The sequence below is a fragment of the Bdellovibrio sp. HAGR004 genome (genome assembly GCF_055397015.1).
This window is the reverse complement of record NZ_AP029176.1, coordinates 2,130,590-2,150,336: the sequence shown is the minus strand read 5'-3', so window position 1 is coordinate 2,150,336 and position 19,747 is coordinate 2,130,590. Positions and strand designations below refer to the sequence as shown.

Below are 19,747 nucleotides of genomic sequence, written 5' to 3'. Positions count from 1 at the left end.
TGGCTGCTGCTGCTCTGTAGCCAGAAAAAACAACCAGGCACCTTTTTCTTTTAGTGGTGGTGGTGGCCTTCGGATTTTTTGCTGGTTTCTTTAAATGGTTTTAATGGAAGTTTGTAAACGGCTTCGTTACCGATGGCTTTTTCTCTTGTGGCCTGAACAATCAAGGTTGTTTTGGCTGGGACTTTGCCGTCAGGGATGCAGTGGAAGTGGTTGCCATCCATCACGCTGCATGTGTATTTCACTTCCGCTTTATTGTTTTTTGCGGTGACTTTGACTTCTGAATTTTGAGTTGTCGGATTTTCAAAGTTCATATCCAAAAGATAGATATGCGCGCTTTGGTCTTTACCCACGATCAATTCTGTGTGGAATGCCCCCGGCATTTGAATGTGACCACCGTGAGGACCCGGCTTGTCTTCGCCGTGTGCCCAGGACAGAGATGGAAGAAGGATCAGTGTTGCTAGTAGTTTCATTTTAGATCTCCTATTTTGTAAGTTCGTCAAATTTCAATTTTAAAACGGCCAGTTCTTTTTGCACTTCAATCAGTCGGGTCTTGTTGTCGAAAAGACTGTTGGTGGCATTGGCAAGATCCGAAGAGTTTTTAACCCCGCGGCGATACTCGGACAATGTCAGGTCATAGTATTTCTGGGTCAGAGCCTGACGTTTTTCCAGGAGTTGCTGCAACTGTAGAAGCTCGGAAGCCTTGTGGCTAAGGCTTTGCACCTGCGTTTGCAGTTGTTGTGAAATATTGGATTTGGTGAACGCTTCGGATTTTTCCAGAGAGTTTGCGGACTTCGTTTTGTTCCAGGATTCAAAGCCCGAGAAGAATGTCCAGGTCATTAACAGGGACAGGCGGGATTCGTTACCCTGCAATGGATCCTCGTATTGCGGAATGATCCTTCCGTACTGAGCATTCAGATCCACTGTTGGCAGGAATTCCGCCATGCTCTGGCGTCGACGCAGGCGTGCGTTTTCTTCCTGCAGGTTCTGTTTCATAATACTTGGATTGCGCGAAAGATCCGTCACGCTGAAGTCAGCTTTGCTCAGGCGTGGAAAGGTGTCTTTGGCGGACACAGTCACCGGGGTTTCGCTGTTAATAAATGTTTTTAGTTCATCCAAGGCAATCTGCAGATCCGTCTTGTGCGCCTCGATTTCTGCCGAAAGAGTGCTTTCTTCCAGATCCAGTTCTATGGCGTCCACGTTCGAGGTCAGACCGGCATTGATCTTCTTCGCCGCCATCGCTCTTTGGTTTTTCAGGAACTGCAACTTCTCCGTATCAAAGGAAATAAACTGACTGTTCAGTAGGGCCTCGTAATAGACCTCACCCAGTTCGCGCTGCAGGCGGCGGGACGTGATCTCATGATCCAGTTCTGCCATGCTGTATTCGCGGTCAGCGATGCTGCGATTTTGCCAGTCCTGGCCTCCACGGAAGATATTCCAGGTTCCGTTCAGATAGCCTACATATCCGTCATCACTGTCATGCAGGGTCTTTTCTTTCGCATAACCGGCCGAGGCTGAAAGTTCGGGTAGGAGGGCTCCCCAGGTGCTTTGCGCCTGAGCTTTTTGGGCCTGCACTTTGGCTTGGCTTGCGCGCAACTCGTGGTTGTTTTCCATCAGTTGTTTTTGCAACTGGGAAAGTCCCGACGAGGTTTCAGCCATCGCCGAGAAAGAAATCAATAGACTTGCAAAAGCCCAGGACCGGAAAGACATGGGATCTCCTTATTTTTCAACCAGGAACTTGAAGGTGTCTGTTTTGCCTTCGTATTCAGCTTTGATCTCTAGGTTCACACGGTGAGAACCATGGAAGTCCACTTCCGTGTTGAAAGCTTTTTCCGCCTGGGTCAGTTTCAATGGTTGGGATTTGCCTTTCGGGGATTTCGCCGTGCCGCTGATTTTTAATTTGGTCATATCAAGGGTTTCCCCTTCGTGAGCGCGCGGGAACAACTGTACTTTGTTTTCGATCGCCAGCATTTCCATATTCATCAGTTTTCCGGCTTTGGGGATGCCACCATGCATGGCCTTCAAGCTGCCGGGTACCTGGTCATGACCTTCGTGGGCCAAAGAGGCAGATGCAAAGAGAGACAAAACCAAGGCGGCTGCCAAAGATGTCAGTTTCATAAAAGGACTCCTTCTTTATTGCTTTCTTCAATGGATTTTAAAGCGGACTTCTTACCAAAATGATAGAAGATCGCCGGGGTGACGTACATGTCAAGCAGTGTGCTGCTAAGCAGACCGCCCACAATCACAATGGCGACAGGATGCAGGATCTCGCGGCCCGGAGCATCGGGTGACATCGCCAATGGCAGAAGTCCCAGAATTGCCGTCAGGGCTGTCATCAGAACTGGAACCAGGCGCTCCAGGGATCCGCGGATCACCATGGCTTTGGTAAAGGATTCGCCTTCATGTTTCATCAGGTGCAGGTAATGAGACAACATCATGATGCCATTTCGGGATGCAATACCACACAAAGTGATAAAGGCGACAAGACTGGCAATGCTTAATGTTCCGCCGGTCAGATAGATGGCAAAGATCCCCCCGATAAAGGCCATGGGAATATTTAGCATGATCTGTATCGAAATAAAGGTGGACTTGAAGTGCGCAAGCAGTATCAAGAAGATGGTGATGACAGACAAGGCTCCTAATAGAATCATCAGTTGTGAAGCCTGTTGCTGGCTTTCAAACTGTCCTCCGTAAACCACATAATACCCTGGCGGAAGTTTTACCTTTTCCTCAATGTTCTTTTTGATGTCAGTCATAATGGCATCCAAAGATCTGTCTGCGGAGTTCGCCTGAACCACAATTCGTCTTTGGGCGTTTTCTCTTTGAATGATATTAGGTCCGGTGGATTCATAGACGTCGGCCACCTTTTCCACGGTGATACGGCTGCCGTCAGGCATAATCTTGACCGGTGTCTTTTTTATCAGTTCCAAATCCGTACGGGATTTGTCATCAAAGCGCATAAAGACGTCGACGGTTTTCTGTCCCTCAAGAATTTGTCCCACGACTTCGCCCTGCAGGGCTTTTTCTAAAAGTTGGGCCAGATCTCCGACTGTGATGCCATAGCGGGAAGCTTCTTCACGCAGCAAGTGGATCTTCACCTGCGGAATCAGGACCTGCTGCTCGACTTGAAGGTCCACCAGGCCGGGAACGTCTTTGATGGCCTGATAGACTTCCGCGCCCTTGGCTCTTAAAGTCGGCAGTTCTGGGCCGAAAACCTTGATGGCTATCTGTGCGCGAACCCCTGAAAGCAAGTGATCCAGGCGGTGGGAGATAGGCTGTCCGATATTGATACCCACATCTGGAAGCACTTCCAGATTTTTGCGGATTTCCTCAAGAACCACGCCGCGTGGGCGGCCTTCTTCCTTGAAGTCCACTTCGACTTCGGACGTATTCACGCCTTCGGCATGTTCATCCAGCTCAGCGCGTCCGGTGCGGCGGGACACGGTAGTGACTTCCGGTGTCTGTAAAACGATGAGTTCTGCCTGGGAACCGATCTTGTTGGATTCTTCAAGTGAGATGCCCGGCTTGGCGACAATGGTGATCGTTGCAGAGCCTTCGTTGAAGTGGGGCAGGAAGTCTCTTCCAAGGATTGCGGACAGAGTAATAGCTGCCACCAGCAGCAGTGAAGAAAAGATTAGAATCGGCTTGGGGCGATCCAAGGTTTTTTCCAAAAGACGCGCCTGATGTTTTTTCAAGAATCGGACAATCGGGCCGTCCTTGTGTTCAAGCAGTTCACCTTTAGAAAGGAAGTAAGAGCAAAGAGCCGGTGTGACAGTTAAAGAAACAACCATCGAAGCCAGCAAAGACACGATATAAGAGATCCCCAGTGGAACAAACAGACGCCCCTCGATGCCGCTCATGCTAAATAGCGGAACAAAGACCAGCACCACGATCAAAGTGGCGATGACGATAGAGTTCCGAACCTCTGAAGAGGCTTCATAGATGACGACCAGCGGATTTCGCGGGTTGGGCAGGGTTTTGTTTTCGCGCAACCGGCGATAGACGTTTTCAACATCCACAATGGCATCGTCCACCAGCTCGCCAATCGCAATCGCCAAGCCGCCCAAAGTCATGGTGTTGACCGAAAGGCCAAACATCTTAAAGACAATCGCAGTCAGGACAAACGAAAGGGGAATGGCCGTCATGGTGATGGCGGTGGTTCGGAAGTTCATCAGGAATAAAAACAGAACCACCAGCACCAGCAAGACCCCGTCGCGCAGAGCCATTTTCACGTTGTCGATGGCGTGCTCGATGAACAGGGATTGTTTGAACAAATTAGGTTGAAGCTCTACGCCCGCAGGAAGAGAGGATTGAAACTGCTTTAGAGCTTCGTCAATTTTCTCGGTCAAATCCAGGGTGCTGGCGCCGGGTTGCTTTTGAATGCTTAAGATGACACCGGGCTTGCCATTGACGCTACCATCACCGCGTTTGGTCTGGGGTCCTTCGACAACTTCTGCAATGTCCTTCACCAGAACCGGACGCCCCAAGTGCATGCCGACGACCGAGTTCATGATTTCTTCTTTTTCTTTTACTCCGCCGATGTTGCGGATCAGGAACTCTTGACCCTCCAGATCAATGAAACCTCCGGTGGAGTTTACACTGACATCGGACAGGTTGTGTTCGATCTCATCCATGGTCAGTTGCAGTTTTTGGATCTTTTCGGCAGAGATCAGAATCTGGAACTGGCGAACACCGCCACCGATGGAAATGACTTGAGAAACACCCGGGATGCTCATCAGGCGAGGACGTAGTGTCCAGTCTGCCAGAGTTCTTAATTCCATTCCTGAGACCTTATTGTCCGGCGAACTTAAACCTACAAATTGAATCTCACCCATGATGGAAGATATCGGCCCTAAGACAGGCGAGATATTCTTTGGCAGCTTTTCTTTGGCAAGAGCGATTTTTTCCTGAACCATCTGGCGGTTGCGATAGATATCCGTGTCCCACGCGAACTCGACATAGATGACACTTAAGCCCACACCGGAAGACGAGCGCACTCTTTCAACTCCCGGCAGGCCATTGAGAGCGGTCTCCAAGGGGAAGGTTACCAGGGTTTCCACCTCTTCTGGCGCCATGCCATGGGCTTCGGTCATGATGTTGACTGTGGGGCGATTTAAATCGGGGAACACATCCACGGGCAAGTGGACCAGGGCCCAGCCGCCATAAGCAATAGCCAGGGCCGCCAAAGCAACCACAATGAGACGATGAGTTAGGGAATACTTAATAATTCTATCCAGCATAAATCCTCTTGCTACGCCGTACTAGGGGGCGATCGGAAGGTTTGTGACAAAATGAGGAAAAATATTTTTTATCAACACCCTCTTGAAATACATACCCTAGGGGGGTATACACTGGAACCGAATTCGAGGTGTGTCATGAAAAAAGATTCCCCCCAGCATCCCGATCACAGCGAGCATTTAAAGCGTTTAAACCGCGTTCGTGGTCAGTTGGATGGGGTGCAGAAGATGATCGAAGAGCGTCGCTATTGTCCCGACATCGTCTTTCAGATCCGGGCCGCCGCCAAAGCCCTGCAGGCCATGGAAAACGAGATTATGAAAACCCATGTGCATGGCTGCGTTAAAACGGCGATCAAGTCCCGAGATGAAAAAGAAGTAGCAAAAAAGATCGACGAGATCATGAATCTTGTCAGTAAGTAGAAGGTTGTTATGGAAAAAGAAACTGTTCAGGAATCCACCGAGTTGCAACTTATTGGCATGTCCTGTGTCAACTGTGCCGGTAAAATTGAAAAAAGTCTGAATGCTCTTCCCGGGGTCAAGGCCTCTGTGAATTTTGCCACGGAGAAGGCCCATGTGGACTTCGGTGACAGCCCTTTAAAAGTCGAAAATCTGATTAAGACCATTCAGGATCTTGGCTACCAGGCGTTTGAGGTCAACTCCGTGGTGGATACACAAAAAGCCAAAGAAGAGGCGATCGCTGAATACCGCAAGGAACTGCGTTTGTTTGTGATCTCAGCGATTCTCACCTTGCCATTCCTTATTGAGATGGTGGCGATGTTTACCGGCGCTGGTCATGAAATGATGCCTCGTTGGCTGCAGTGGATTTTGGCGACCCCGGTTCAATTCTGGGTCGGATGGCGTTTCTATCGTGGGTCCTACTTTGCTTTGCGATCAGGAAGTGCCAACATGGACGTGTTGGTAGCTTTAGGTACGACGATGGCTTACGGCCTGAGTGCCGTGATCACCTTGCTGAACTGGCATCATCATCACGTTTACTTTGAAGCCAGCACCGCCGTGATTACCTTGATTCTGCTTGGAAAGCTGATGGAAAGCCGCGCCAAGGGTAAGACGTCCGAAGCTGTGGAAGGCCTGCTGCGTTTGCAGCCGAAACAGGCCCTTGTGGAGCGCAATGGTGAGATTGTCCAGATTGATATTGCCGATCTGGTTGCGGGTGACATTGTGGTTGTGAAAAACGGCGAATCCATCCCGGTGGACGGTCTGGTGGTCGAAGGGGTGTCCACGGTGGATGAATCCATGCTGACGGGTGAAAGTCTGCCGGTGCAAAAGGGTGTGGATGATCGTGTTTATGCAGCGACGCTGAATCAGGATGGCAGCTTGCGTATCAAGGCTACTGGAGTGGGCGCAAAAACCCAGTTGGCTCAGATCATTAAAATTGTCACGACGGCTCAAGGGTCCAAGGCTCCGATTCAGCGTTTGGCAGATAAGATTTCCAGTGTGTTTGTTCCGGTGGTTGTTGGGATTAGTGTGCTGACGTTTGTGGGCACTTGGCTTTGGACGGGGGATCTGACCGCTGCCTTTATTTCCTCTGTCTCTGTTCTGGTTATCGCGTGTCCTTGTGCGTTGGGGTTGGCAACGCCGACGGCTGTGGTTGTGGGGATTGGCAAGGGCGCGCAAGCTGGTGTCTTGTTCCGTGATGCCAAAGCTCTGGAGCTGGCGGAAAAAATTGATGTTCTGGTTTTGGATAAAACCGGCACAATCACGGAAGGAAAGCCTGTTGTGACCGAGGTTCACGTGACAGCAGGACAGGATAAAAAAGAGGTTCTGCGTTGGGCTGCCAGTTTGGAAATGGGTTCTTCGCATCCCTTGGCGCATGCTGTTGTTGAAGAAGCCAAGAAAGAAGGATTGGAGCTTCAAACCGTTCAGAGATTTAACAACGTCGTCGGTCAGGGCGTTGAAGGACGCATTGAAAATCGCAACCTGAAGCTGGGGAAAACCAGCTGGGTGGCCGCACCGTATTCTTTGGATCAGAAGCTGTTGAGCGAGCTTGAAGGCAAGGGGCAAACCCTGATGGCTTTGGCCGATGATGAGCGGGTCTTGGGTTATATCGCGGTGGCGGATCGTATACGTGAAAGTTCCAAAGAGGCCATTGCTGAAATTCAAAAGCGCGGTGTGAAAGTGATGATGCTGACGGGGGATAATGAGGGCACGGCTCGCGAGATTTCCCGTCAGGCCGGAATCACTGACTTTAAGCACAGCGTGAAGCCGGCAGATAAAGCCAATGTGATTGTGACCTTGAAGCGCCAGAAAAAGCGAGTCGCGATGGTTGGCGACGGGATTAACGATGCTCCGGCTTTGGCGATGGCGGATGTCAGTTTCTCCATGTCATCAGGGACGGATATCGCCATTGAAACGGCCGATGTAACACTGATGAAGAATGATCTGATGTCAGTGGCCCATGCCATTGAGCTGTCTCATTTGACGCTGAAAAAGATTCGTCAGAATTTATTCTTTGCCTTTATCTACAACGTGTTGGGAATTCCTCTGGCGTCTTTGGGAATGCTCAATCCGGTGATCGCGGGGGCGGCTATGGCCATGAGTTCCGTGTCCGTGGTCAGCAATTCTTTGCTGCTAAAGCGCAAGAAGATCTAAGAGGATTTGTTTTTGATATAGGCTTCGCGCAACCAAAGACGGATGTGTTTTAGGTAGTAATCTTTCATGCCGAAGAAGACGAAGTGGTTGAGGTAATGATCGCCACCACCTTTGTCTTTTTCGGTATAGTTCACAGTGCCGATAATCTCGGGCGTTTCAAGCTCCTCCGGGCGCCACAAAATAAATTCCCGGAAGGCTCCGATGCTCATCTCACGGTAATACTTCAAAATAAGACCGGCTTCCGAGATCTGGGTGATTTCAACCGGATTGGCCACTTTTAAAGGATTGTTATCCTTTTGCTGGGCGATTGCCACCTCAGCTTTATTGGCCAGGTCCGTGTGGGTTTTTAAAAGTTTTTTGGTGATATAGGTTTTGTCCAGTGGGGTAAAGAAGACTTCCTTGGCCCACGAAGAAAGACCTTTGACTTCATCAACCTGCAAACGTTTTTTACTGACAAGGTACAATTCAGGGGCGGTCTTCATTTCCATCCCATGGGCTTTGCAGCGGTCCTTAAGGTATTGCTGCAGTTGTTCCCATTTTTTCTGCTTATCAATTTCAAACAATTCGTAGTTGGCAAAAAGGATGTCGAATTCAACAGGCAGTGTCAGACGATTTGGCGTTTCTTTGTCGGCTAGATCTGAAAGCAACTGTCCATAGTTGGAATAAGTGAAAACTTCCGAGTTGGCGAAGCGTTCGCTAAGAAAGGTTTTCTGATCCAGGGATAGTGGGACATCTTCGTCCATGATCAGGATGCGCTTCTTCGCTGTGGAGGTTTGCAGAAGTGAATCCGCAGTGTGGGATTTGTTCTGCAGGATATTACGACGAATCTGGCTGATCTGCTGATTGTCGGCGCCGAAGAAAAGAAACTCACAAAGATACTGGTCCGGACTGACCTCTTTGCAGGAGCAGCAGAAGGCCAAGAGTGATTTTTTGCTGTCTGTGGTGAAAGAATCACTGTAGTACTTGGTCAGCGCGCCAATGCGGATGGCGTGATTGTTTAAAGTGGTGAAGCCAATTTCGGAAATACTGTTGAGCGTGACTTCCTTAAGCATCTCGATTGTGGAGTTGATCTGCATTGAAGCCACAGCAGTCGAAGTGACCGGGTGGTGTCCGGTGAGTGAATATTCCAGGTGTTGCCTTAGGATAAGCTTGTCGAACGGTTTAAAGATGACGTTGTTGATGATGCGCTCTTCAGCCAGGCTGATGTCAAAGTCAGGACTGTCAAACGCCGTCAGAATCAACGCTGTCGGTTCTTGTTCAGAGCACATTTTTTTACGCAGGAAGAAGTCACGCGCCCGCTTGATCAAGCCGATATTTTGAACGCCCATGAATTCGTTTTTCGCAATCACCAGACGTAATTGGTGCGAATTCGAGGATTCAATAGCCGGACCTGTGTCGTCTTTGTAGGGGCGCCCCCCGGTAGCCAATGCCTGGGCTCCTTCTGAGACAGCCACTTTCAACCACTCATGGAATTCTGAAAGACTGTGAAAAAAGCGAATAGCAAGCTTAGGATCTATGTTTTTTAGGGTCTCAAACAGATCTTTTTGGGTGCGTTCATCATCTTCTAGGACATAAATGAACTTCATATTGGTATTATATCCTGAAATGAGCCAAATAGGGGAAGCAGTTTTTTAAGGTGACCGAAATATAAAATAAACGGCCCCGATCAAACAAAGCCCTGCCCATAGGTAGTCCAGCTTCAAGGACTGTTTCATATAGAGAACCGAAAACCCAGCAAACACCACCATGGTGATGACTTCCTGGATGATCTTCAGTTGCGGCAGAGAGTAGTAATTCGATCCGAGTCGGTTAGCGGGAACCTGAAAGACGTACTCGAAAAAGGCCACGCCCCAGCTGATCAGAATGACAAGCCACAAAGCTGAAGATTTCAAAGACTTCAGATGCCCATACCAAGCAAAAGTCATAAAGATGTTGGAAATGATCAAAAGGCCAATCGGGGTGTAGGCATTGTTCATCATGCTTGGGACCTCTGGTTGTAGGCATGGTTACATAGCAAGCTGGCAATACGGCGGTATTCACTGAGCAAATCCAGGTGAATAGAACTGGTGTTGATGGACGTGTTCAGTCCTCTGTTCAGACGACTGATGTGATTTTCGCGCAGGGAAATTTCGGTCTTGGCCAGGTCGCGCTTCAATTGAATAGCGGCTTCAGCCAGATCCTTGTTCTGGTAGGCATTGATAGCCATGGCGGCGACTTTAACCACTTGTTCATGCATCTGGCGGATTTCAGCCCAGCCTTCGTCAGAGAATTCCAGTTTCAGGGCGTTTTTCTTGATGGCCAAAGCCAGGATGTTGATGTCAATGGCATCCGCGGCTCGCTCCAGATCGCTTAAGAACATGATCATGTTCATGACATTTTGGTGAACCACGGTCGTGGATTTGTTGGCGTGATCCAGCAGGAACATCTTGGTTTCACGATAAAGGAAATCCACCTTATTATCGCGATCCTTGATGGAGTCAAAGTCCTTGGGATCGTTTGTTTCAAACAGGCGTATGGAGTCCTTGATCATGCCCAGAACAATGTCAGCAGTTCGCATGATCTCACGATTGGCATAGGAAATGGCCAGAGCCGAACTTTGGTAGTTATTCATGTTCACGAACTCAGTGCCAAACTCTTCGCTGGCGGCTTTCGGGAACATCTTTTCAATCATCTCCGCCCCTTTGTTGATGAATGGGAAGAAGATGATCGAGGATAGTACGTTAAAGATCAAATGCGCGTTGGCGATGGAGCGTGCGACCGTGGTGTCAAAGGTCAGCATGAAGTCGATAAAGATCTGGGTGAACGGGTAGAAGATCACCACGCTGATGGTTTTATAGAAGAAATGTGCCCAGGCCACCTGGCGGCCGATGTAGTTTCCTCCCGCAGCGGCAATCAAGGCAACAGAAGTGGTCCCGATGTTGGCGCCATACACCCACAGCATGGCATCATAGAATGTGATGGCTTTCACCATCGCCAAACTCATCGCCAGACCAATGGTGACGGCACTGCTTTGAACAAAGGCGCAGAACACCACGGAAATCAAAAGCGAATAGCCGGGATTGTCGCGGACGCTTTGAAAAATTTCAGTCATCATCGGATTTTCAGCAAAGTGATGAGATGAAATCGAGATCAGCTTCATTCCAAAGAATAAAAGTCCAAAGCCCATAAAGACCAAAGAAAGATTCTTGAAGATGGTCTTCTTGGCTTTAAAGTAAAAGGCAAAGGCGATGGCAAACACCGGCAGCGCGTACTGAGTCAGATCCAAAGAGATCAACTGTACCGTCAAGGTGGTTCCCACCGCAGTCCCGATGATGACCCCCATCACCTGACGAAGGTTTACGACGCGGGCTGAACCCAATCCCACCAGCATGGTCGTCACCGCACCCGAACTTTGCATCAAAGTGGTAAGCACAACCCCGGTCAGAATGGCCAGAAACTTACTTTGCGAGAGGTGATTTAAAAGGCCGGTGATTTTCCCGGCCATGATTTTTTCTAAAGAGGAGGAGGCTAAGCTCATTCCGTAAAGGAACAGGGCAACCCCGCTGATAAGAAGTATAAAATATGAATTGCCCGAATCGATCATGCTGCGTATTTCCGTAAGTCGTGTGAGCTGTGGGGCCCCAAAAGCTCTTACTCTAACAACACTGTCAGGAATTAGGAAGCCCCAATACTGTGCGTGAACCTTCTTAGATTAAAACAATTCTTTAAAAAACTCAAAATACAGCTATATACTTAAGTCCTACAAAAGGAATACTCATGACCAGGAAGCAGGAGCCCGTCCTTGTGGTGGCGGCAGTGATTCAGCGAGATGGTGATCCCAGCGGACGTATCTTGGTGGTGCGCCGAGGACCCGAGCAGTCCGGAGCCGGTTTTTGGGAGTTCCCCGGGGGCAAGGTCGAGCCATCGGAGTCTCCGGAGCAGGCCTTGATTCGGGAGGTTCAAGAGGAACTATCCCTTTCTATTCGCGTGAAGGAACTTGTCGGGGAAGAAGACTACGCTTATCCGACCAAACTGATTCGTCTGCGTGTTTATCGGGCTTTGGTGCGTGGGGATGAAGAGCTGCGTCTGACAGAGCATGATGCCTTTAAGTGGCAGACACTGGATGAAGTGCAGATCGAGGAACTATCGGCGGCGGACAGGCCCTTTGTCGCCAGGCTTCGGGGCCTTCTTTAGGGCAGAAGATAAGATCGTTCCGCTGGGGTGGGCAGTCGACAGAACTCGCGCTCTCCAAACCAGGCATAGCGATTTTTTGCGATAATTTTGTACAGGAAGTCGCGCAAAGGTCCAGGGATCACCCAAGCTAAAGCGAACAGTTTGTAGATTCCACCCAAGTTGGTGAGGATTTTCAGAATCGCGGCGGAACGGTAGTGAAATTTGCCTGCCTCAAAGTAGATCACCGTATCAAGTTTAGAGCGATCCTCAGGGGACAGAACTGATTCCGCAGTGGTTCCCTGAAGCGGGGCAAATAGGAAAGTGTGCTTTTGGTCGCGGCTGATCACAGCATCGACAAAACCGTTACAAAGATGGCAGACACCATCAAAAAAGACCACATTTCGATTTGTCACATCCACCTTTTCCATAGCAATTACAGCCTACAGTCCTTATAATAGATTATCAAGCCGAGGAGTCTTGTTCACATGGAAGTATTTCTTTTTCCACTGGTCAACGTGACATTATTCCCACGAACCACGAAGCCCTTGAATATTTTCGAGCCTCGCTACCTTTCCATGATCAAGGAAGCGGTTGCGACCCAGACTCCGGTGGCTGTGGGGTTTATTGAAGACCCCTCCAAGGTTGTGCCGGTCAAGCCGGGCGACAAGGTTCCTTTTGTGCGCGAGGTGGCCGGTTATGGCTATGTTCAGATCGTTGAAGAGCGATTGAACGGAACCCTTTTGGTCTTTATTCAGGGGCAAGGCAAGTTACGGCTTGGCAAGGTCTTGGATCGAGGAACGCCTTACATGGTGTGTGAAGGGCAGATCATCCCTGAAAAGACCGTGCTGGAACCAAGTCTTCGTCTGGAATTAAATTCCCTGCATAAAATTCTGACCCGCTGGATTCAAACCCATATACCCGACCCCGCACAAAGAGACCTTTTCATGCGCAACCTGACTCATCCCGAAGAGATCGTGGGAAGTTTTGCCTCTTACCTAGTGCGCGACTACGATTTGCAGCAGATGGTTTTAGAGTACGACGACCTGAATGAAAAGATTCACTTCCTGCATCGACTGATGGAATCCAACGAGCTCACGACATAGAGGCGGTTGAAAAAGGCCCAATCGACTGCGTTGTTTTTTGAACAACCTTTAGTTTTGGTTCTTTGTCCTGATTAAGTAGACCCATTGGAGCATCACGACCCAAATGCTGTGAGCCAGCGCTAAGTGAACGATCTTCATCCAGACCGGGGCGTGCAGCAACAATGTGGCAATACCGAAAATAATTCCGAAAATTAAAAGGACACTCATCTGCAGCGAGCGTTTTTGAATCTCGGCCAGTTCCGCAGTTTGTGCTTTCAGCCAGAAGTAAAGTGCCAGGCCGCCACCGCCCAAAAGCGCGAACAGTGGATGCAGGCCACGGATGCGAATCAGGAAGTGGGACTCGCTGGAGAAATCCGCCATGAATCCCTCCCACAGATTGTCTGTGGGGAAAAGAGAGTTGGACAAAGAAGCCCAGGCGCCAGTGATTCCGATAGCCACAATAATCCACGGGAAGAAACGATAGACTTGTTTGGGTGACGAGGATTTATGAACTTCGGTTGACGAAAGGGCCGCGACGGCAACCAGCGCAACGGCTCCGGTCAACATGAAGGAATTCACCTGGTGCAGGGCCATCACAAAGGCGCGATAAGGAGTGTCGTTGGTGGTGACCAGTTTGAAAAGCACCAGCTTGGCACCCAACAAAGCTTCCGTGATTGTGAAGATCAGGGTTGCCACCGCCGCTTTGCGTGCAAAGTGACCGGGCTGATAGAGCTTGCGGGCCACCCACCAGAAGTAAATCACCACCAGACCATAGACACCAGACATCAGGCGATGTCCGTATTCAACCCAGGTCTTTCCACGCTCAGCCTCGGGGATCAGGCGCCCATGGCACAAGGGCCAGGTGTCACCACAACCATCACCTGAGTGGGAAATGCGCACCCATGCTCCCCATAGAATCACGAGTATTGTGTAAATAAGAAGGCTAAATGCAAATTTCTTGTATTGAGAGCGTGTCATAGGCTTTTGGAACTATCATGAGGCCCGGGATCGGTCAAATCTATACAGGGGCGGCATTGACTTCAGCGTCCTGGAAAGCGTTAAATGAGCTATGTCAGAATCTAAAAGCGCCCATCATCATCACTCCCACAGTCATGGACATCACCATCATCATTCCCACGGAGCGGCCGTTGGCAGAATGAGCTTTGCACTGGTCTTAAACTTAAGCTTTGCGTTGATAGAGCTTGTCGGTGGCCTTTGGACAAACAGTGTGGCTATTTTAAGTGATGCCCTTCATGACTTCGGCGACGCGCTGGCGATGTTGTTGGCGATCATTCTTGAGAAGGTCTCTCACAAACAAAGCGATGGGCAGTTCTCGTATGGCTATCGCCGTTTTTCCACCTTGGGGGCGGTGCTCACAGGAATGATCCTTGTCGTGGGTTCGATTTATATTTTGATCGAGGCGGTGCCACGTCTTTTCGCCCCTGAGCAGCCGCACGCTGACGGGATGATTTTGCTAGCCCTGTTAGGGGTGGGTGTTAATGGTTATGCTGCCTACCGCGTGTCCAAGGGGACGTCTTTGAATGAGAAGATGCTGATGTGGCATATGATAGAGGATGTCCTGGGATGGATCATGGTTTTGATCGGGGCGGTTGTGATGAAGTTCTTTGATGTGCCCCAATTGGATGCGGGGATGGCGATCGCTCTGGCTTGCTGGATTCTGTATAACGTTGTTCGCAACCTTCGCGAAGCGATGAAGGTGTTTCTGATGGCATCCCCCAGTCAGATCAAGGTGGAGGATGTCGAAGCTGCGATCCTGAAGGTGGAAAAGGTCGAAGGGGTGCATCACGGACATTTGTGGTCTCTGGATGGAGAACGCCACGTATTCACCGGTCACGTTGTTTTGTCGGGTGATGTGGGGCTGGTTGAAATAGAAAAAATTAAGAATCAAATCAAAAAAATGGTGAAGGAATTTGGTATCGTTGAAGCCACCATCGAAACAGAACTTGCCGGAGCCCCGTGCGTGGATCCGGAGCATCATTGAGATCTCGAGAGAGCTTTTCCGTAAAACTGTCTCATAGTGAATCACGCCGCTTCTTCAGGGCGTGATTTTTTATTTCCAAAAATGGAACACTCAGATCGAACACGTTCTGGGTGCCTGCCTAAAGTGTTTCATCTCTGCACAGTGAACATTTCAAATCAATTATGGAATGCCGGACAACTAAAGAATCCCGGGTAATTGCCGATAAGTAGCTTAGGAAAAAATAAGGAATCATTTATGGTAAAATCGGTACGTAATAAGAGGGGTAACGTCCTTCTGCAGATTCTTGCAGCAACGGCAGTGATGAGTACGTCGTTTTACTTCCTTACTAACTACGTCATTGGTCAGAAGCAGCAGGTTGTGAAGACCAACAACATGGTAAAACTTCGTTTTGCCATGAACAGTACTTTGGATTATGTGATCTTTGGTGTCAGGCAGAAGTACTGCTTCACGGATGACAATCTTCTTTTAAACAGTCCGTCAGATCAATGCAATCTGGCGCATCAGGGCAGTGTCGAGCGTCTGATCATGTCGGTTGAGCAGGAAAACTTCATTCGTCAGCTGATTGCCAATGGAACCAACGTCGGTCCTGTGGATAAAAATAATATCCGTCTGGCGCAAATCAATCGCTATGTTCAAGCCAGTGCGGTGACCGCAAGTCACCCGCTGTTTCCGGTTTTGAATGCCTTAAAGGATGTTAAGACGGAGGATGGTGGCACCGTGAAGGTCGATGGTGTTGCCGTAACCTTAAAACGGGATGACAGTCCCTATCTTCCACGTTCTGGGCGCGAAGTTTACATGCGCATCACGGTGGCCTTGAAAACCGGAGCTAAGGCGTCCGAGCCGATTCGTCTGGGGTCAACACCGTTGGTGTTGTCGTCTTCTATTGTCATCTATCCACGCGAAGTGGGATCTTTTGCGCTCCTGGTGCCTAACGATCTTCATCTGGACAAGTCCTGGGATTATAGCGTACCGCGTGGGGATGTGGCTCTTCATATGTTCAGCAATCGTGGTGAGCTGTCGGGCAGTCAGGGATTGGTCTTCCAAAGTCCGGTCTTTGTGAATCGCAATATTCATTTGCCCGTGGACGACGCCTCTGAAAAGGCTTCACCGGACTCCATTCGCTACAGTCCTGTGACCTTCGCGGACCGCGTTTATTTGGGGAATGGCTGGATTTATTCCAACAACAAAATGTATTCGCCACGCTCTGCCGGTGGGTCTTTGGACCGCTACTGGTCTGATGCCCGCACGTTCGGAGGTTTCCTGAAGGGGATTGAAAACGACGGGGGGCTGGATTTGGGGCTTTCCTACTTTGCCAAGTTGATGAGTGGTACCCCTCCGGATCCAAATTTAATGCGACAGTGTATCGATCGTGGGAATCAGCTTGCTTCCAAAAATATGCTTTACGAATCAGAGCTGACGGGTCGTCTGACCTCGCAGTGGACCAATGACTTTGACTATCGTTTGGCTTTGTCTCAGGGGAATAAGTTTGTTCCTCAGGATAATGCTTCCACGATCGAGTATTTCAACTGGGGTAATGGTACAGCCAAAGCTGACGCAAAACAGGCTGACGGTGTGGTCAAAGTATCTTTGATTCTGGGAACCCGGGCTGTGGAAGGACAGCTGGATCGTGACGGGAAGCTGACGATGAAGGCTCCGGTGGGATCTCAGGAGTACTATAATAAGTTTATCACCGCAGTGAATGACACGAAAAAGATCTACGACCAGGCCTTGAAAACCTATGATACCTATGAGTCGGAGCTGGATGGTTATCGTGCGGATTTAAAGACAGCTGAAACAGCGCTGGCCGCGGAAGAAAGCAAGCCGGTTAAGCCTACCAAAGCTCCAGCCAGCACAACAGAAACTTCCGGCACAACGGAAACTTCCGGCACGACCACGACCGTGGAAAAAACAGTTTCAACGGAAACAACGGCGGACAGCGGAAGCACTTCGACCAGTACATCCGGCAAATACCAGGATCCGGATAAAATCGAAAGTCTTGAGAAAGAGATCAAAGAGCTGAAGAAAATCATCAGCACTTATAACAACACGACACTGCCTGGTCAGAAGGCAAAGATCGACACGGCTTCTTATAACTATGATAAAGCCCGTTCCGAGAAGAACGCCTATGAGACCCGGGTGGCCAACCCACCGGTGGTGGTGGTTGACGTGGATCCGGTTTACAGTATGACAGGGCGTTTGCAGACGGACCGTTTGAATATCAATGTTAAGTTCTCGAACGTGAAAAGTCTGATTGATGCCAACGGGAACTATGTGGATCCAGTATTGCGCTTCCAGGCTTATGACAACACCTTCTATAACAGTAAGCCTGTCACCAATGACGGAGGCAACAAGGATCTGGTGCGCTATCTGAACTTCAAAGTGGCCTCCAGCCGCACTCAGATTGAAGCTCCTTACAGAGTCTCAGAATCTGCGAACTCTTCGGCGTTGGTTGATTTCAAAGAAAGCTCCGTGGATTTTGACACTCTGGATGCTCAGTGTGAAGCGGCCCGTAACTCCAAGCCTTCGCAGTCCTTCGGTAGTGCGGGCTGGGATGTCAGCTTTGCGCCGGGAACTCGCAGTTCCTGGAACTTTGCCGGCTTGCCTTCCTCGAAATTGGGCTCTGACCCAATTCTGAATGAGATTGTTTTTGATAATGCCAATAGAAGCAATGCGGTCTTTAATGTGCGCTCGATTGTGGGGAAGTGTACAATCAAAGCCAATTCCAGCTTCGTGACAGGCTTCTATACCTGTGATGAATTGCTGATCGAGGCACGAAACACGCCGCTGCGAATTATCGGAACATTTATCGTCGGAAATATGAAGATTCATCCGACAGCCCTGAAAGCCGGTATCACTTGGAGCGCAATCTATCACCCTCAGGCGACCAAGGAGCTTCGCGCGGCGAACATCCTGAAGTCGTTCTCGGGCAAAAATTGCAACGACGATAGTGGAGAGCCCATCTGGCATCCAATCCCATCCGTGCAAGAGGTTGCGGATCGCCGTGGTTGTAACACCATCAGCCTGCGGGCCAAAGCCGATCCATTCCAGTGGACTTCTGTGGACCCGGATTGTGGTTTGATGGCAGGGGCATCCAATACAACCTGTAAGCGTCGTTTGGTGCGTTTCTTCGTGGTTGAACAGTCTCGGGAGGCTGGTCTATGAGAAAAATGACTGGAATGATTCAGAACAATCAAGGTCAGACCTTGGTGGAAGCCCTGGTGGGTTTCGGTCTGATTGTCATCGTCGGTTTTGCCTTCACGGGTGGTATGGTGTCGTTGCGTAATACTACACGCAGCACAGTGGAACTGTCCTCCACGGATAAACAGATCAATGACATTGCAGAAAACATCAAGTCCGGGGTTGAAAACTACCAGGTCAACTTCGACTACAAGGAAGGGGCCTCTTCTGCTCTGGCACCGGATACATTGCCAATGGCCTGGGACAACGGAATCTCTGTACCAAAAGAAGAATGTGAAACCTGCGCCGGTCGGTACGGTTTCACCATTCAGCCTTATGAGAACTATCGTGGATTGTATAAAGTGACTTTACGCATGACTCATACTTCATGGAAGGAAAAGAACGAAGCTTTCCGTGATTATATTTTTGTGGTGAGTGCAAAATGATGAAGTTTAACAATCGCGGTTTTACCGCAGTCGAAATGATGATTGGGATTGGTCTGGTCGCCATGCTGACGACCATCATGGTCACCACGCAGTTGTTTGTGACCAAAGACCAATTGAAGTTGAAAAACCAACTGGAAGAGTCCATTGACACCAATTTGGCGGAGCGGATTCTGTTCATGGACTTCAACGGCATTGACCCGTCTTATAACAATCTGACCTTAAGAGATGACAACAAGCTTTTATTCTTTGACTACTATCCGGATCTTCCAGCCAACAGCGTTCCCGGACGCCTGGATCGCAGTATTCAGTTGGGCCTGGGTAAGGGAAGCACCCGCAAGGAGATGGTGATCCTGGTTCAGGATGTTAAAGCCGGACCGCTGGCCAACTATGATCCTGTGGCGGCTTATGAAGTGGGAAAAGCGCCGGATGATTTTAACACCGCAGCCACTTTGCAATTCCAGGGTCTTAATAGAAATCACTGGGTGTCGAATCTTTACAAGGCATCAAATCCTGATTTCTGGACCAATGGTCGCATGTTGATGCTGGACACACCAGCCCGTTTGCGCCCGGTGGATACTGCCGGGAATGTGAACATGAAGGTGGCGCCGCGCAGTCCGGTCTTTGTCGGTATGATTAAAAATGATGCGGTGGTGAATGATGCCACCATTCGTGAAATGATTGATATGCGCAATCCCCAGTCCAATGTTTTGATGGACAGCGTGGATACGTTCCTGCGACGGGCTCCATCCATTGGCGGGGGGCAGGCGATTGTTCGTCTGCGTCCGGTGCGCATGGTCCGCTATTACGTGGAACCGGAAAAGGATGAATCCCTTGAAGGGACACCGGCAAAACTTTTCAAGCAAACTTACGAAAGCGGGCGATGGTCCGCGCCGATGTTGCTGGCGGATAAAATTGAATCCTTGCAGCTGAAAAGAGATTCCGTTTTAAAGCGCATGATTTATTTCAAAATTATTAAGTCACAGAAGAAATCCACCACGGGACAGCAGACGGCAGGTCTGTAATTCCGGGGTGTAAGGGGGAAAT

The 19,747-nt window shown here is 49.6% G+C and carries 18 protein-coding genes; 9 read left to right on the top strand and 9 right to left on the bottom strand.

Annotated elements, in window-relative coordinates; all coding sequences use genetic code 11:
- Positions 1 to 50: 50 nt before the first annotated feature.
- The 4 genes from ACZ5ZV_RS10855 to ACZ5ZV_RS10840 are packed head-to-tail and all read right to left on the bottom strand — an operon-like array spanning position 51 to position 5,237.
- Entirely contained in the window at positions 51 to 470 is a 420-nt protein-coding gene (locus ACZ5ZV_RS10855) for a hypothetical protein (RefSeq protein WP_464117037.1), read from the bottom strand.
- A 10-nt stretch (positions 471 to 480) separates the two neighbouring features.
- A complete protein-coding gene (locus ACZ5ZV_RS10850) occupies positions 481 to 1,707 on the bottom strand; it encodes a TolC family protein (RefSeq protein ID WP_464117036.1) in 1,227 nt (408 codons plus the stop codon).
- 9 nt (positions 1,708 to 1,716) lie between these two features.
- Positions 1,717 to 2,115: a hypothetical protein gene (locus ACZ5ZV_RS10845; protein WP_464117035.1), complete on the bottom strand. Its 399-nt coding sequence runs from the start codon at positions 2,113 to 2,115 to the stop codon at positions 1,717 to 1,719.
- Positions 2,112 to 5,237 (bottom strand): efflux RND transporter permease subunit, encoded by a 3,126-nt coding sequence (locus ACZ5ZV_RS10840; protein WP_464117034.1) that lies wholly within the window; start codon positions 5,235 to 5,237, stop codon positions 2,112 to 2,114. Before ACZ5ZV_RS10840 ends, ACZ5ZV_RS10845 begins: the two co-directional genes overlap by 4 nt.
- A gap of 135 nt (positions 5,238 to 5,372) precedes the next feature.
- Between ACZ5ZV_RS10840 and ACZ5ZV_RS10835 the strand changes: the two genes are divergently transcribed.
- Together ACZ5ZV_RS10835 and ACZ5ZV_RS10830 are read left to right on the top strand one after the other, a co-directional pair.
- A complete protein-coding gene (locus ACZ5ZV_RS10835; RefSeq protein WP_262551872.1) occupies positions 5,373 to 5,654 on the top strand; it encodes a metal-sensitive transcriptional regulator in 282 nt (93 codons plus the stop codon).
- A gap of 9 nt (positions 5,655 to 5,663) precedes the next feature.
- On the top strand, positions 5,664 to 7,844 hold the full coding sequence (locus ACZ5ZV_RS10830) for a heavy metal translocating P-type ATPase (protein ID WP_464117033.1): 2,181 nt from the start codon (positions 5,664 to 5,666) through the stop codon (positions 7,842 to 7,844).
- On the opposite strand, the gene ACZ5ZV_RS10825 is transcribed toward ACZ5ZV_RS10830, so the two are convergent.
- The 3 genes from ACZ5ZV_RS10825 to ACZ5ZV_RS10815 are packed head-to-tail and all read right to left on the bottom strand — an operon-like array spanning position 7,841 to position 11,427.
- Positions 7,841 to 9,430, bottom strand: coding sequence for a hypothetical protein (locus ACZ5ZV_RS10825; protein WP_464117032.1), 1,590 nt, complete (start codon positions 9,428 to 9,430; stop codon positions 7,841 to 7,843). The two genes, ACZ5ZV_RS10830 and ACZ5ZV_RS10825, sit on opposite strands and share 4 nt — an antisense overlap.
- 45 nt (positions 9,431 to 9,475) lie before the next feature.
- Positions 9,476 to 9,823: a DMT family protein gene (locus ACZ5ZV_RS10820; protein WP_464117031.1), complete on the bottom strand. Its 348-nt coding sequence runs from the start codon at positions 9,821 to 9,823 to the stop codon at positions 9,476 to 9,478.
- Positions 9,820 to 11,427, bottom strand: a complete 1,608-nt coding sequence (locus ACZ5ZV_RS10815) for a Na/Pi cotransporter family protein (RefSeq protein WP_464117030.1) — start codon at positions 11,425 to 11,427, stop codon at positions 9,820 to 9,822. The genes ACZ5ZV_RS10820 and ACZ5ZV_RS10815 overlap by 4 nt, the downstream gene beginning before the upstream one ends.
- 173 nt (positions 11,428 to 11,600) lie before the next feature.
- Between ACZ5ZV_RS10815 and ACZ5ZV_RS10810 the strand changes: the two genes are divergently transcribed.
- Complete coding sequence (locus ACZ5ZV_RS10810; protein ID WP_464117029.1) at positions 11,601 to 12,017, top strand: (deoxy)nucleoside triphosphate pyrophosphohydrolase; 417 nt, start codon at positions 11,601 to 11,603, stop codon at positions 12,015 to 12,017.
- On the opposite strand, the gene ACZ5ZV_RS10805 is transcribed toward ACZ5ZV_RS10810, so the two are convergent.
- Positions 12,014 to 12,409, bottom strand: coding sequence for a thiol-disulfide oxidoreductase DCC family protein (locus ACZ5ZV_RS10805; RefSeq protein ID WP_464117028.1), 396 nt, complete (start codon positions 12,407 to 12,409; stop codon positions 12,014 to 12,016). The genes ACZ5ZV_RS10810 and ACZ5ZV_RS10805 overlap by 4 nt on opposite strands.
- Before the next feature lie 72 nt (positions 12,410 to 12,481).
- On the opposite strand from ACZ5ZV_RS10805, the gene ACZ5ZV_RS10800 reads away from it, so the two are divergent.
- Entirely contained in the window at positions 12,482 to 13,099 is a 618-nt protein-coding gene (locus ACZ5ZV_RS10800; RefSeq protein WP_464117027.1) for an LON peptidase substrate-binding domain-containing protein, read from the top strand.
- 48 nt (positions 13,100 to 13,147) lie between these two features.
- On the opposite strand, the gene ACZ5ZV_RS10795 is transcribed toward ACZ5ZV_RS10800, so the two are convergent.
- The gene (locus tag ACZ5ZV_RS10795; protein WP_464117026.1) at positions 13,148 to 14,056 is read right to left on the bottom strand and encodes a COX15/CtaA family protein; all 909 of its coding nucleotides are present in this window, start codon (positions 14,054 to 14,056) and stop codon (positions 13,148 to 13,150) included.
- Positions 14,057 to 14,073: 17 nt separating this feature from the next.
- On the opposite strand from ACZ5ZV_RS10795, the gene ACZ5ZV_RS10790 reads away from it, so the two are divergent.
- The 5 genes from ACZ5ZV_RS10790 (at position 14,074) to ACZ5ZV_RS10770 (ending at position 19,725) form a co-directional block, all read left to right on the top strand.
- Positions 14,074 to 14,238, top strand: coding sequence for a hypothetical protein (locus tag ACZ5ZV_RS10790; protein ID WP_464117025.1), 165 nt, complete (start codon positions 14,074 to 14,076; stop codon positions 14,236 to 14,238).
- A complete protein-coding gene (locus ACZ5ZV_RS10785; RefSeq protein ID WP_464117024.1) occupies positions 14,235 to 15,080 on the top strand; it encodes a cation diffusion facilitator family transporter in 846 nt (281 codons plus the stop codon). The genes ACZ5ZV_RS10790 and ACZ5ZV_RS10785 overlap by 4 nt, the downstream gene beginning before the upstream one ends.
- 234 nt (positions 15,081 to 15,314) lie before the next feature.
- Entirely contained in the window at positions 15,315 to 18,242 is a 2,928-nt protein-coding gene (locus tag ACZ5ZV_RS10780; RefSeq protein WP_464117023.1) for a hypothetical protein, read from the top strand.
- Positions 18,239 to 18,703 (top strand): hypothetical protein, encoded by a 465-nt coding sequence (locus ACZ5ZV_RS10775; RefSeq protein WP_464117022.1) that lies wholly within the window; start codon positions 18,239 to 18,241, stop codon positions 18,701 to 18,703. Before ACZ5ZV_RS10780 ends, ACZ5ZV_RS10775 begins: the two co-directional genes overlap by 4 nt.
- Entirely contained in the window at positions 18,700 to 19,725 is a 1,026-nt protein-coding gene (locus ACZ5ZV_RS10770; protein ID WP_464117021.1) for a hypothetical protein, read from the top strand. The genes ACZ5ZV_RS10775 and ACZ5ZV_RS10770 overlap by 4 nt, the downstream gene beginning before the upstream one ends.
- Positions 19,726 to 19,747: the final 22 nt, after the last annotated feature.

What these genes read in the sequence shown, in the direction of transcription:
- ACZ5ZV_RS10825 (WP_464117032.1), bottom strand. Translation starts at nt 9,430, where the DNA reads ATGAAGTTCATTTATGTCCTAGAAGATGATGAACGCACCCAAAAAGAT.
- ACZ5ZV_RS10800 (WP_464117027.1), top strand. Translation starts at nt 12,482, where the DNA reads ATGGAAGTATTTCTTTTTCCACTGGTCAACGTGACATTATTCCCACGA.
- ACZ5ZV_RS10840 (WP_464117034.1), bottom strand. Translation starts at nt 5,237, where the DNA reads ATGCTGGATAGAATTATTAAGTATTCCCTAACTCATCGTCTCATTGTG.
- ACZ5ZV_RS10770 (WP_464117021.1), top strand. Translation starts at nt 18,700, where the DNA reads ATGATGAAGTTTAACAATCGCGGTTTTACCGCAGTCGAAATGATGATT.
- ACZ5ZV_RS10845 (WP_464117035.1), bottom strand. Translation starts at nt 2,115, where the DNA reads ATGAAACTGACATCTTTGGCAGCCGCCTTGGTTTTGTCTCTCTTTGCA.
- ACZ5ZV_RS10820 (WP_464117031.1), bottom strand. Translation starts at nt 9,823, where the DNA reads ATGATGAACAATGCCTACACCCCGATTGGCCTTTTGATCATTTCCAAC.
- ACZ5ZV_RS10850 (WP_464117036.1), bottom strand. Translation starts at nt 1,707, where the DNA reads ATGTCTTTCCGGTCCTGGGCTTTTGCAAGTCTATTGATTTCTTTCTCG.
- ACZ5ZV_RS10835 (WP_262551872.1), top strand. Translation starts at nt 5,373, where the DNA reads ATGAAAAAAGATTCCCCCCAGCATCCCGATCACAGCGAGCATTTAAAG.
- ACZ5ZV_RS10785 (WP_464117024.1), top strand. Translation starts at nt 14,235, where the DNA reads ATGAGCTTTGCACTGGTCTTAAACTTAAGCTTTGCGTTGATAGAGCTT.
- ACZ5ZV_RS10810 (WP_464117029.1), top strand. Translation starts at nt 11,601, where the DNA reads ATGACCAGGAAGCAGGAGCCCGTCCTTGTGGTGGCGGCAGTGATTCAG.
- ACZ5ZV_RS10830 (WP_464117033.1), top strand. Translation starts at nt 5,664, where the DNA reads ATGGAAAAAGAAACTGTTCAGGAATCCACCGAGTTGCAACTTATTGGC.
- ACZ5ZV_RS10795 (WP_464117026.1), bottom strand. Translation starts at nt 14,056, where the DNA reads ATGACACGCTCTCAATACAAGAAATTTGCATTTAGCCTTCTTATTTAC.
- ACZ5ZV_RS10855 (WP_464117037.1), bottom strand. Translation starts at nt 470, where the DNA reads ATGAAACTACTAGCAACACTGATCCTTCTTCCATCTCTGTCCTGGGCA.
- ACZ5ZV_RS10775 (WP_464117022.1), top strand. Translation starts at nt 18,239, where the DNA reads ATGAGAAAAATGACTGGAATGATTCAGAACAATCAAGGTCAGACCTTG.
- ACZ5ZV_RS10780 (WP_464117023.1), top strand. Translation starts at nt 15,315, where the DNA reads ATGGTAAAATCGGTACGTAATAAGAGGGGTAACGTCCTTCTGCAGATT.
- ACZ5ZV_RS10790 (WP_464117025.1), top strand. Translation starts at nt 14,074, where the DNA reads ATGAGGCCCGGGATCGGTCAAATCTATACAGGGGCGGCATTGACTTCA.
- ACZ5ZV_RS10815 (WP_464117030.1), bottom strand. Translation starts at nt 11,427, where the DNA reads ATGATCGATTCGGGCAATTCATATTTTATACTTCTTATCAGCGGGGTT.